The organism is Alistipes sp. (assembly GCF_048465575.1).
Lineage (GTDB): Bacteria > Bacteroidota > Bacteroidia > Bacteroidales > Rikenellaceae > Alistipes.
The window spans coordinates 1-12,310 of record NZ_DBFWLG010000040.1 but is presented as its reverse complement, the minus strand read 5'-3'; the positions used below and the strand labels follow the sequence as shown (position 1 = coordinate 12,310).

Genomic DNA, 12,310 nt, shown 5'->3' with positions numbered 1-12,310 from the left:
GGGAGCGACTTTCGCAAAGGCGTCAATCAACTGATATAGAACCAGAAAATAAAATATGCAAGGTAATCTTTGAGGGCTGTCCGGAGCTGCTTCATCGCTTTCGAGACCTCGAACTCCACGCTTTTTACGGTCGTGCCCGTCTCGGCGGCGATCTGCTTGTAGCTCTCCCCGCGGAAACGGCTGCGCAGGAAGATTTCGCGCGTGCGTTCGGGAAGCGCCGCGAGGGTCTTCTCCACCAGCCGGCGGGCCTCCTCACTGAAAAGTTCCTCGGGATCGCACACCTCGAGCGTGGAGATGCGCATGCGGAGCATCCGGTCGCCGTGCGAATGGAGGTCTTCGGCCACGCGGCTGCGCACCTGCTGTGCACGCAGCCAATTCAGGCACTTGTTCTTTACGATCGTGAGCGTGTAGGGGGCGAACATGGTGACGCTGAGCGTTTCGCGGCGGCTCCAGGCGGCGACGAAACTCTCCATGACAATATCCTCGGCGGCCGCTTCATCTGCAATGTAGCTCACGGCAAACCGGATGAACCGCTGCTGGTACACCCCGAAGAGGTGGTTGAACGCCGCCAGGTCCAGGGGCGCACCGGTTCGATATTCTTTGGATTCCATCTCTAACGGCCTTTCGATGCGGCAAAGATACCAAAAAGCGCGCAAACCCTCGCACAAATTGAAAAAAAGGAACGCCTTGTCTGCGATAATACACTCGCAGACAAGGCATTGCATTCACATCGAAAATTATTCCGCCGCAGCCGGCTCTTCCGTTTGGCGGTCGGGATGCGAGAAAGGCACCAGCCACGTGAAGACGAAAGCCGGCACCGTCGCCAGCAACGCCCACAGGAAGAATGCCCGGTACCCCACGGCATCGCTCAAAAGACCGCTGACCATGCCCGGCAGCATCACCCCGAGGTTGGCCAGTGCCGTCCCGAACGCATAGTGCGCCATCTGGTGCTTGCCGGGCGCCACCTGCTGCATGATGAAGAGCGTGAGGCCCACGTATCCGAACCCGTAGCTGAAATACTCGAAGACGATGGCGCCGCACACCAGCGCGGGATTCGCAGGCTGCCACCACGCCAGCATGGCGTAGACGGCGAACGGCACGTTGAAGATGCAGCAGAGCGGGAAGAGCGCTCTCTTCAGTCCGCGCCACGAGATGAAATAGCCGCCCAGGATCGACCCGACGATGAAAGCCACCACGCCGAACGTCCCGTAGTAGAGACCGATTTCGCCTTTGGTGAGCCCCATGCCCTGCTCGGCCACCGGTGCTTTCAAAAACAGCGGTACGATCTTGATGACCAACCCCTCGGCGAAGCGGTAAAAGACGATAAAAGCGATGTAGAACAGGATGTATTTCTTGCGAAAGAACTGCATGAAGACCGACCAGGTTTCGCGCATGGTTTCGGCGAAGCCGTCGGCGCTGGCCGTCGCGCCGCCGCCCGAGGGGAGCATGCGCAGGTGGTAGAGCCCCAGCAGGATGAGAATCGTCCCGGTCAGCCCCATGATCGTCATCCAGGCGTAGAGCACCCCGACATGTTCTTCGAGCACGCCCGCCAGGTAGACCAGCCCGCCCATCGCCGTCACCTTGGCGATGTTGTAGAACGCGCCCTGCCAGCCGATATATTGCGCCTGCTGGGTTTTCGAAAGTTCGTGCATGTAGACGCCGTCCAAGGCGATGTCGTGCGTGGCTCCGCTGAACGCGATCACGGCCATGATCGCCACCGCATAGGGGAAGAAATCGGGCAGCGGCAGGGCCATGGCCACCAGCGCGAGCGAGACGCCCGAGAGCAACTGCGTGGTTACGACGAAGAACTTTTTGGTGCGGTACATCTCCAGCAGCGGGCTCCAGAACGGCTTGAGCGACCAAGGCAGGATCAGCAGCGAGGTCCAGAATGCGACCTGCGTGTCGCTGATGCCGAAATCGTTGAACATCAGCGGCGCCACCAGGTTGAGCATGATCAGCGGAAGACCCATGGCGAAATAGGCCGTAGGGACCCACGCCAGGGGCGACACTTTACGGTTTACAGTTGACATATCGGTTTTTTCAGGTTAGCAACAAACGGATCAAAGGTAGGAAAAAGAGGGCAAACCGACAAGCGATCCGTCCTTTTTCCGTCCCGGCTTCGGCTTGCGGCCGTGGATTACCGGGCCTTGGCCTCGCAGTAGGCGCAGCGGCAGGTGCCGTCGGCCGCTGTGCGGAAGAGCTGGTCCACGTCCTCGGTGGACGAGATGCAGCGGCGGTTGGGGCACTCCAGCTCGTTGACCGCATAGTTCTCGGCGTAAACGGGCGTGCGCTCGAACGGACGGTTCTCGTCGGCCCATTCGAGCAGGGTGTAGATCAGCGCCATGCGGACGAACTTGCCGTTCTCGACCTGCCGGAAATAGGCCGCCCGGGGGTCGTTGTCCACCTCGCGTGCGATCTCGTTCACGCGCGGCAGCGGATGCAGCACGATCATGTCCCGTTTGGCCGTCCGGAGTTTCGAGCAGTCGAGCACGAAACTGTTCTTCACGCGGTCGAACTCCTCCTCGTCCAGAAAGCGCTCTTTCTGCACGCGCGTCATGTAGAGCACGTCCAACTCGGGCATTACCTCCTCCATCGAGCGCACCTCACTGAACTCCAGCTTCGAGTTGGCGCGCATCTCGTGCAGCATGTAATCGGGCAGCCGCAGCTCCTCGGGCGAAATCAGGATCACCCGGATGCCCTCGTAGCGCGACAGCGCCTTGATGAGCGAGTGGACCGTGCGGCCGAATTTCAGGTCGCCGCAGAAGCCGATGGTCATGTGATCGAAGCGCCCTTTTTCGCGCTTGATCGTCAGCAGGTCCGTCAGCGTCTGCGTGGGGTGCGAGTGGCTGCCGTCGCCCGCGTTGATGACCGGAATCCCGGCGTATTGCGAGGCGACGAGCGGTGCGCCCTCCTTGTAGTGGCGCATGGCGATGATGTCCGCGAAGCAGCGGATCACCCGCACGGTGTCGGCCACCGTCTCGCCTTTCGAAACCGACGAGGAGTTGGCGTCCGAGAAGCCGATCACCTGGCCGCCCAGTTCGAGCATCGCGGCCGTGAAGCTCAGCCGCGTGCGGGTCGAGGGTTCGTAGAAGAGCGTGGCCAGTTTCTTGCCTTTGCACGCTTCGCTGTACCGGGCGCGGTTCGAGATGATCTCCTCGGCCAGCGCCACGATCCGCTCGGTCTCTTCGACGGTGAGGTCCGTCGGGTCTATCAAGTGTCGCATAAGTTTATTCGTTGGGGTTATTTTTTTGTTTCATCCTATCGCCTTGTCCGACCGCGGTTCACCGCCGCCTGCGGCATATGTCTTGTCATTCCGAACGCATGTGAGGAATCTTCCTTATAATTCTTCATCCAGGAACCGCCAACCGGGATTCAGGCTTTCGATCGGCCTTTCTTTCTTCGAGCGGCGCCAACCTTTTATCTCTTTCTCCCGGGAAATTGCCGCACGAACATCCCTCCATTCCTCAAAATAGATCGACCCTGTCCACTCCGTATCGGGAGGTAAATGACCCCGGTCGCATTTGCCTGTGTTCATTAAGGCGCGACGTCAAGTTGTCCGTGACACCCGTATACAGGACGGTCCGTTTGCTGTTCGTCAGGATGTAGACATAATAACCTTTCACAAGCGGAAGATGCCGTGCGATCACGGCAAACCTTACCCGCGCCAGCTTTCGTCGGAGGGATTGTCCCTGAACCGGAGCAGCCGCTGCCGGTCTTCGGCCCGGATATACCCCTCCTCGGCAGCCACTTCGACCAGGGCATCGAGGTTCGAGAGGCTGTAATTGACCACCCCGGCCTGGCGCAGGCGGTCGAGCCCCTTTTGCATCCCGTAAGTGAAGATCGACGCTACGCCGAGCACCTCGGCACCCGCCTCGCGCAGCGCTTCGACCACCTCGATGCACGAGCCGCCGGTCGAAATCAGGTCCTCGATCACCACCGCTTTCTGTCCCTTTTCAAGACGTCCCTCGATGCGGTTGCCGCGGCCGTGGTCCTTCGACCCCGAGCGCACGTACCCCATCGGCAGGCCGAGGATCGTCGCCGTGATGGCCGCATGGGCGATTCCGGCCGTCGAGGTACCCATCAGCACCTCCGCCTCGGGAAATCGCGTCCGCACGGTCTCGGCCAGTCCGGCCTCGACCCGTTCGCGCACGGCGGGCGCCGAGAGCGTCAGGCGGTTGTCGCAGTAGATCGGGCTCTTGATCCCGCTGGCCCACGTGAAAGGCTCGTCGGGGCGCAGGAACACCGCGCCGATCGAGAGCAGGTCTTTGGCAATTTCTTTCTCCATCGTTATTTCGGTTTGTTGGTTTTCGTTCTCAGAGCGCCTTGCGCAGCACCGCTTCCACCTCATCGGGCCAAATGCCGCCCTCGTGGACTTTCACACCGTCCACATAGAACGTCGGCACATAATAATAGTCGTACCGATCGGCTATCGCAGGCTGCTCCGACTCCTCGATCATTTCGATCTCGACGGCAGCCAGCTCGGGATGAGCGGCACGGGCCTCCTCGATGTAGCGCAGTGCCTTTTTACAAAAGGGGCACGTTTTAAGATAGAACAGTTTTACGGGCTTCATAAGGCTATCGTTTTTTTACTTTTCCCCTTGGCAAAACTCCGCGACACACCGGCGGTACGCCGCCACGGGGTCCGCAGCCGCGGTGATGGGCCGGCCCACGACGATCAAATCGGAGCCGATCTTCCGGGCGCGCGCAGGGGTGGTGACGCGCACCTGGTCCGCCACCTCGCCGTCTGCAAATCGCACGCCGGGAGTGACCGTAAGGAACCCCTCACCGCACGCCGCGTGGACCATGCCGGCCTCCAGCGGCGAGCAGACCACCCCGTCGAGCCCCGCCTCGCGGGTGTTGCGGGCGTACTGTACGATCGTCTCGCCGATCGAAGCGCCGATCAAAAGCTCCCGCTGCATCCGCTCCTCGCTGGTCGAGGTGAGCTGCGTGACGGCGATCAAAAGGGGCCGCGTGCCGTCGGCGCGCGTGAGTCCCTCGCGGGCCGCCCGCATCATCTCGATCGTCCCCGCCGCATGGACGTTGCATAGGTCCACGTCGAGCCGCGACAAAACGGCCATCGCCTTTTTCACCGTGTTGGGAATGTCGTGCAGCTTCAGATCGAGGAATATTTTGTGGCCCCGGCGCTTGATTTCGCGCACGATCTGGGGGCCCTCGGCATAGAAGAGCTCCATGCCGATCTTCAGAAAGGGTTTGCGCTCCTCGTCCCGGAAGAGGTCCAGAAAGCGGAATGTCTCCTCTGCGCTCTTGAAATCGCAGGCAATGATTACGTCTTTTTGCATGTTCTTATTGTGTCTTAGTCTTTTTTCCGGCGGCCCGCACAGCTCTCTCTATTCCACGATCCCGATAATTTCGCTCAACCGTTCTATCCCCAGCCGCTCCATCTCGGCGGGCAGCGCCTCGACGATCTCTTTCGAGGCGTAGGGGTTGACCAGGTTGGCGGCCCCGACCTCGACGGCCGTGGCTCCGGCCATCATCATTTCGATCACGTCCGCGGCCGTCGTGACGCCCCCGCACCCGACGACGGGCACCGAGCACGCTTTGGCCACCTGGTAGACCATCCTCACGGCCACGGGAAAGACGGCCGGACCCGAAAATCCGCCCATCGTGTTGGCGATCACCGGGCGGCGCCTGAGCGTATCGATCCGCATGCCCAGCAGGGTGTTTATCAGACAGATTCCGTCCGCCCCGGCCTCCTCGCACGCCCGCGCGATCGCCACGATGTCCGTCACGTTGGGCGAGAGCTTGATGACCACAGGTTTGGTCGTCACGGCCTTCACGGCGCGCGTCACCTGGGCGGCGGCTTCGGGCGAGGTGCCGAACGACATGCCGCCGTGCCTGACGTTGGGGCACGAGATGTTGACCTCGATGATCCCGACCTGCTCTTCGCGGTCGATCCTTTCGGAGCAGTAGGCGTACTCTTCGATCGAAAAGCCCGAAATGTTGGCGATCACGGGTTTTCGGAAAAAGGTTTTCAACCGCGGCAGCTCCTCGCGGATCACGGCGTCGATGCCGGGATTCTGCAACCCCACGGCGTTGATCATGCCCGCCCGGCACTCGGCGATGCGGGGCGTGGGGTTGCCGAAGCGAGCCTCGCGCGTGGTGCCCTTGAACGAGAACGACCCGAGGATGTTGATGTCGTAAAATTCGCGGAACTCGTTGCCGTAGCCGAACGTACCGCTGGCCGGAATGACCGGATTGTCCAGCCGCAGACCACAAAGTGTAACCGACGTATCCACTGTCATTTTTAATTTTTAATTCTTAACTTTTAATTGTTCTTACCAAAAAACTTCATCTTTGGTAAGCACCGGACCCTCCCGGCAGATGCGTTTCGGTCCCGCCTTGGTCTTGCACGTGCAGCCCATGCAGCCGCCGAATCCGCAGCCCATGCGCTCCTCCATCGAGAGCTGCCCGTCCTGCGACACCCCCTCGCACAGGGCCCGGAGCATCGGCAGCGGCCCGCAGGCGTAGAAGTAGTCGAAATCCAGCCCTTGCGCCGCGATGGCGTCGGTGACGAAACCCCGGATGCCCGCCGTGCCGTCCGCCGTGGCGACGGTCACTTCGCACCCTAACGCGCGGAACTCTTCGGCGTAGAAAACCTCCGCCGCAGAATTGAACCCCAGCACGACCTGCACCCGAAGGCCCCTGGCAAGCAGCCGGCGGGCCAGGTTGTAGAGCGGCGGCACGCCCACGCCGCCGCCGACCAGCAGGGGCCGCAGCGCCGCATTGTCCACCGAAAATCCGTTGCCCAGCCCCGTCAGCAGGTCCAGTTCCGTGCCCGGCGCCATACGGCTCATCTGCGCCGTGCCGCCGCCCACGACCTTGTAAACGAGCGTCAGCGTCTGCTCGTCCCAGTCGCACACCGAGATCGGCCGCCGCAGGTAGCGCCCCGCGAGGGCGATGTTGACGAACTGCCCCGGCGCCGTGATCCACTGCGTATCGCCCCGAAGCGTCATCCGCCACACCGTGTCGGTGAGCGGTTCGTTGGTCAGAATCTTGTAGATGCCTTTCTTGTACATATTTTTTCATGTCGTACCTTTTGGTGGCAAAAGGTACCCAAAACCATCCGCATATCGTTTTCCGCGGAAGCATCGTCGGCTTTTCACTGAACGGGCGGAGTAAGAACAAGGCTATACTCCATCCCGTTCCGGGCGTTCAAAGCCTCCGCTGCTCTATTTCCGCTCCAAACGAAAATGCGGCATCATTTTCATCAAGCAAACTGTCCCCACTTGGATTTTCGATTATCGCGGAGCAGGTCTCCACCCCGATTTTGATTTTAGGCGAGCAGATTTCGGCCTGACCGGTCCTTCGGATTTTTGATTATCACGGAGCAGGTTTCGAGTTTCGTGAGTCGGGCAAGGCAGGAGCATACATAAGGTATGTGACTGTCTTGTCCGGCGAGGGAAGCTCGAAAGATGCCCGTGAGAATCGAAAATATCACGCGTCGATGGTTGAAACGCGGAGTGTAATCTCTTCCAACACGTCGAGCAGCACCTTGACCGTTTCGAGCGCGGTAAACACGGTCACGTTGTTCTCGACGGCCGTGCGGCGGATTTCGTAGCCGTCGAGGCGGGTGTTGTGCTGGTTGACGTCGATGGTGTTGATGACGTAGCTCACGTGGCCCTGGCGCAGCGAATCGATGATCTCGTTGCTGCCTTCGCTCAGCTTGCGGCGCGTGCGGGTGCGGATACCGTGCTCGCGCAGGAATTCCGCCGTGCCGGTCGTAGCCTCGATGTTGAAGCCCAGGTCGTAGAAGCGGCGGACGAGCGGCAGCGCCTGCTCCTTGTCGCGGTCGGCGATGGTGACGAAGATCGTTCCGTAGTTCGAGACGTTCATTCCGGTGGCCTGCAACGCCTTGTAGAGCGCGCGCGTGAGTTTGTCGTCGTAGCCGATCGCTTCGCCAGTGGATTTCATCTCGGGCGAGAGGTACGAATCCATGCCGCGGATCTTGGCGAACGAGAATGCCGGGGCCTTGACGTACCAGCGGGCTTTCTCCCGTCCGCACACCTCCGTGATGCCCAGCTCGCGGAGCGTCTTGCCCAGAATCACCTGCGTGGCGATGTGGGCCATGGGCACACCCGTTGATTTCGAAAGGAACGGCACCGTGCGCGACGAACGCGGGTTGACCTCGATGACGTAGACCTCATCGTTGCCGTCGAGGATGAACTGGATATTGTACAGTCCGACGATGCCGATCCGCAGACCCAGCTTGACGGTGTAGTCGACGATCTTGCGCTTGGCCGCGTCGCTCACGCTGAAAGTCGGGTAGACGCTGATCGAGTCGCCCGAGTGGATGCCCGTGCGCTCGACATGCTCCATGATGCCGGGGATGAAGACGTCCGTCCCGTCGCAGATGGCGTCCACCTCGAGCTCCTTGCCCATGATGTAGCGGTCGACCAGCACGGGCTGGTCCACGTCGATCTCCACAGCTGTCTGGAGGTAGTGGCGCAGGCGCTCCTCATTGGAGACGATCTGCATGGCGCGGCCTCCGAGCACGTAGCTCGGACGCACCAGCACCGGATAGCCGATCCGGGCCGCGGCCCGGACGCCCGCTTCGATGTCCGTGACCGCTTCGGCCTCGGGCTGGGGGATGCCCAGCTCCTCCATGATCTTCTCGAAACAGCCGCGGTCCTCGGCGTTCTTGATGGCCGCCGTATCGGTCCCGATGATCGGCACGCCCAGCTGGGCGAGCGGCTCGGCGAGGTTGATGGCCGTCTGCCCGCCGAGCGAGACGACGATGGCTTTCGGTTTTTCGAGGTGCAGGACATTCATTACGTCCTCCACGGTCAGCGGCTCGAAATAGAGCTTGTCGCTGGTCGTGTAGTCCGTCGAGACGGTCTCGGGGTTGTTGTTGATGATGATCGCCTCGTAGCCCGCCTCGCGGATCGACCAGATGGCGTGTACGGTCGAATAGTCGAACTCGACGCCCTGCCCGATGCGGATGGGGCCCGAGCCGAGCACGACGATCTTCTCCTTGTCGCTCACTTTCGACTCGTTCTCCTCCTCGTAGGTCGAGTAGAAATAGGGCACGTAGGACGCGAACTCGCTGGCGCACGTGTCGATCATCTTGTAGACCGGGAAGATGCCCTCTTTCTCGCGCAGACGGTACATTTCCGCTTCCGAGAGGCCCCAGAGCCGGCCGATGAACTTGTCGCTGAATCCCATGCGCTTGGCCTCGCGCAGCGTCGGCATGTCGAGCGGATGCTCGCGCACGACGCGCTCCATCTCGACGATATTTTTGAACTTTTCCAGAAAGAACATGTCGATCTTGGTCCGGTTGTAGATCATCACCAGGTCGACCCCTCCGCGGATGAGCTGCGCGATGGCGTAGATCCGGTCGTCGGTACCCTCGCGGATGTAGTCCATCAACTCGTCGTTCGTCCACGTGTCGAATTTCTTGTGGTGGATGTGGCAGACGCCCGTCTCGAGCGAGCGCACGGCCTTCAAGAGCGACTCCTCCATCGTGCGGCCGATCGACATGACCTCTCCGGTGGCTTTCATCTGCGTACCGAGGCGGTTCGAAGCGTCCGAGAACTTGTCGAACGGGAAGCGCGCCACCTTTGTGACCACATAGTCCAGCGTGGGTTCGAACGACGCCGGGGTGTTGGCGATGCGGATTTCGTCGAGCGTCAAGCCTACGGCGATCTTGGCGCTGACACGCGCGATGGGGAATCCCGACGCTTTCGACGCCAGCGCCGAGGAGCGCGAGACGCGGGGGTTGACCTCGATCAGGTAGTACTTGAACGAGAGCGGGTCCAATGCGAACTGCACGTTGCAGCCCCCCTCGATCTTCAGCTCGCGGATGATCTTCAGGGCCGAGTCGCGCAGCATCTGGAACTCCTTGTTCGTGAGCGTCTGGCTCGGGGCCACGACGATCGAGTCGCCCGTGTGGATGCCCACCGGGTCGATGTTCTCCATGCAGCAGATGCAGATGGCCGTGTCGTTGTGGTCGCGCATCACCTCGTACTCGATCTCCTTGTACCCCTTGATGCTCTTCTCGACGAGCACCTGGTGCACGGGCGAGAGGGCCAGGGCGTTGCGCATCATCTCGCGCAGCTCCGCCTCGTCGTCGGCGAAGCCGCCTCCCGTGCCGCCCAGCGTAAAGGCCGGACGCAGCACCACGGGATAACCGATCCGCTCGGCGATCTGGGCCGCATGGTCGATGGTCGAGGCCACCTCCGAGGGCAGCACCGGCTCGCCGAGCGACTGGCACAGCTCCTTGAACAGCTCGCGGTCTTCGGCGCGCTCGATCGACTCGAACGAGGTGCCCAGAATCTCGACCTGGCACTCCTCCAGAATTCCCTTTTTGGCCAGCTGCACAGCCAGGTTGAGACCCGTCTGCCCGCCCAGCCCCGGCACGATGGCGTCGGGCCGCTCGTAGCGGATGATCTTGGCGACGTATTCGAGCGTCAGCGGCTCCATGTAGACCTTGTCGGCGATGTGCGTGTCGGTCATGATCGTGGCCGGATTGGAGTTTACGAGAATTACCTCATAGCCCTCCTCCCGGAGCGCCAGGCAGGCCTGCGTGCCGGCGTAGTCGAATTCGGCGGCCTGGCCGATGACGATCGGACCCGAGCCGATCACCAGTACTTTCTTAATATCTCTTCTCTTAGGCATTTTTATGCTCCTCCATGATTTTGGTGAATTTCGTGAACAGGTAGCGGCTGTCCTGCGGACCCGACGCGCTCTCGGGGTGGTACTGCATCGAGAACACCCCCTCGGCGGCGCACTCCACCCCCTCGGCCGTGCCGTCCAGCAGATTGACGTGCGTAAGGCGGAGCCCGGTACCCTTGAGCGACTCCACGTCGACGGCATAGCTGTGGTTCTGGCTGGTGATCTCGATCAACCCCGTAGCGAGGCATTTGACGGGGTGATTGCCGCCGCGGTGGCCGAATTTCATTTTGAACGTCCGTGCGCCGTAGGCCAGCGAGATGAGCTGGTGCCCCATGCAGATGCCGAAGATGGGGAGTTTGCCGCGCAGCGCCCGCACCCGTTCGATCACCGGGGTCACGTACTCCGGATTGCCGGGGCCGTTCGAGAGGACGATGCCGTCGGGCCGGAACGCCATGATCTCCTCGAGCGACGCGTCGAACGGCACCACCGTCACGTTGCAGCCCACGCGGTTGAGCTGGCGGATGATGTTGTTCTTGATCCCGCAGTCGATGGCCACCACGTCCCACTTATGGTTCGGCACGCGCGACATCCAGCGTTTCTTGCAGCTTACGCGGGCCACCATGTCGTGCGGCATGCGGTAGGCGGCCAGTTTGCGCATACACTCCTCGCGGGGGGTCGCGGCGTCGGTGACGATCACTTTCTGCGCCCCTTCGTCGCGGATGATGCGCGTCAGGGCCCGCGTGTCGACGCCCCAGACGGCCGGAATGTCGTGCTCCTCGAAGACCTCGCCGAGCGTCTTGGTGTAGCGGAAATTCGAGGGCGAGTCGTTGTACTCGCGCACGATCATGCCGCCGATCGAGGGCGTCCGGGTCTCGTAGTCCTCGTCGGCCATGCCGTAGTTGCCGATCAGGGGGTAGGTCATGACGACCATCTGGTCCGTGTAGGAGGGGTCGGACATGATCTCCTGATACCCCACCATCGAGGTGTTGAAGACGATCTCGTTGATGGCTTCGCGGTCGGCGCCGAAACCGTAGCCGTAGAATTCACGGCCGTTCTCCAGAACGATTTTTTTCGTGTAAGGCTTCATAGTATCGATTCACAATTCATAATTCACAATCATAATTTCCGGCAGCCGCGCACCATGTCGTTCGAGCGCCGGCGAGGAATCCTCCCTCTATGTGCGGTCCGCGAGTAGTTCATGGGTCCAGCAACCGACTCCGTTTCACCTTTCAACTTTTTGCGACCCCTCGACTTTGTCTCGGGGATCGGGAGGGGTTTTCGCCGCCAGGGCGGCGGCAGTCCGCAGCCACCCCGGGCGGAGGACTGCACTCAGCCTGACGGCTTCGGGCACTCTCCGCTGGCTGCGGACCGCGAGAAGATCGGGAATGCTTCGCGGGTCCAGCAACCGACTCCGTGTCACTTTTACCTCAGCTTAACCGCCTTGGGCGGCTTGACCTTGCTTCCGCTCGGCATAGCCCGCCCTGCGGCCTCTGCCCTCGCTTACCCGCAGTTAAGCCTGCTGCGCAGTCTTTTCTCCTTGCGACTCGGCATAGCCTGCCGCGCAGTCTCTGCACTCGCTCGCTGCGTCGGTTCACCTTTAACCCGCCTTTCGGCGGCTTGACTTTGCTCACGCTCGGCAAAACCCGCAAGCGGTCTTTGCCCTCGCTCAATCGCAAAG

General features: G+C 61.3%; 12 protein-coding genes. 1 reads left to right on the top strand and 11 read right to left on the bottom strand.

Annotated features, from left to right (window positions below):
- Positions 1-26 precede the first annotated feature (26 nt).
- From ACMQ11_RS10355 to ACMQ11_RS10315, 9 genes are all read right to left on the bottom strand, one after another.
- Positions 27-611, bottom strand: coding sequence for an RNA polymerase sigma-70 factor (locus ACMQ11_RS10355; RefSeq protein ID WP_418992698.1), 585 nt, complete (start codon positions 609-611; stop codon positions 27-29).
- Positions 612-737: 126 nt separating this feature from the next.
- Positions 738-2,030, bottom strand: a complete 1,293-nt coding sequence (locus tag ACMQ11_RS10350) for an MFS transporter (protein ID WP_418992697.1) — start codon at positions 2,028-2,030, stop codon at positions 738-740.
- 107 nt (positions 2,031-2,137) lie between these two features.
- Complete coding sequence (gene pyrB / locus ACMQ11_RS10345) at positions 2,138-3,223, bottom strand: aspartate carbamoyltransferase (RefSeq protein WP_418992696.1); 1,086 nt, start codon at positions 3,221-3,223, stop codon at positions 2,138-2,140.
- Between the two features lie 241 nt (positions 3,224-3,464).
- Entirely contained in the window at positions 3,465-3,623 is a 159-nt protein-coding gene (locus ACMQ11_RS10340) for a GIY-YIG nuclease family protein (RefSeq protein ID WP_418992695.1), read from the bottom strand.
- 32 nt (positions 3,624-3,655) lie between these two features.
- Positions 3,656-4,285 carry an orotate phosphoribosyltransferase gene (pyrE, locus tag ACMQ11_RS10335; RefSeq protein ID WP_418992694.1) on the bottom strand — a complete coding sequence of 210 codons (630 nt, stop codon included), beginning with the start codon at positions 4,283-4,285 and terminating at the stop codon, positions 3,656-3,658.
- Positions 4,286-4,313: 28 nt separating this feature from the next.
- Positions 4,314-4,571, bottom strand: a complete 258-nt coding sequence (locus ACMQ11_RS10330) for a glutaredoxin domain-containing protein (RefSeq protein ID WP_418992693.1) — start codon at positions 4,569-4,571, stop codon at positions 4,314-4,316.
- A gap of 15 nt (positions 4,572-4,586) precedes the next feature.
- Positions 4,587-5,300: an orotidine-5'-phosphate decarboxylase gene (gene pyrF, locus ACMQ11_RS10325; RefSeq protein ID WP_418992692.1), complete on the bottom strand. Its 714-nt coding sequence runs from the start codon at positions 5,298-5,300 to the stop codon at positions 4,587-4,589.
- A gap of 48 nt (positions 5,301-5,348) precedes the next feature.
- Positions 5,349-6,263 carry a dihydroorotate dehydrogenase gene (locus ACMQ11_RS10320; RefSeq protein ID WP_418992691.1) on the bottom strand — a complete coding sequence of 305 codons (915 nt, stop codon included), beginning with the start codon at positions 6,261-6,263 and terminating at the stop codon, positions 5,349-5,351.
- 33 nt (positions 6,264-6,296) lie between these two features.
- Positions 6,297-7,037, bottom strand: coding sequence for a dihydroorotate dehydrogenase electron transfer subunit (locus tag ACMQ11_RS10315; protein WP_418992690.1), 741 nt, complete (start codon positions 7,035-7,037; stop codon positions 6,297-6,299).
- An 8-nt stretch (positions 7,038-7,045) separates the two neighbouring features.
- Here ACMQ11_RS10315 and ACMQ11_RS10310 point away from each other — a divergent pair, with 8 nt between their 5' ends.
- Positions 7,046-7,318, top strand: coding sequence for a hypothetical protein (locus tag ACMQ11_RS10310; RefSeq protein WP_418992689.1), 273 nt, complete (start codon positions 7,046-7,048; stop codon positions 7,316-7,318).
- A gap of 137 nt (positions 7,319-7,455) precedes the next feature.
- Here the strand turns inward: ACMQ11_RS10310 and carB are convergent, their stop codons facing one another.
- Together carB and carA are read right to left on the bottom strand one after the other, a co-directional pair.
- Positions 7,456-10,635 carry a carbamoyl-phosphate synthase large subunit gene (carB, locus tag ACMQ11_RS10305; protein WP_418992688.1) on the bottom strand — a complete coding sequence of 1,060 codons (3,180 nt, stop codon included), beginning with the start codon at positions 10,633-10,635 and terminating at the stop codon, positions 7,456-7,458.
- On the bottom strand, positions 10,628-11,719 hold the full coding sequence (carA, locus tag ACMQ11_RS10300; protein WP_418992687.1) for a glutamine-hydrolyzing carbamoyl-phosphate synthase small subunit: 1,092 nt from the start codon (positions 11,717-11,719) through the stop codon (positions 10,628-10,630). The genes carB and carA overlap by 8 nt, the downstream gene beginning before the upstream one ends.
- Positions 11,720-12,310: the final 591 nt, after the last annotated feature.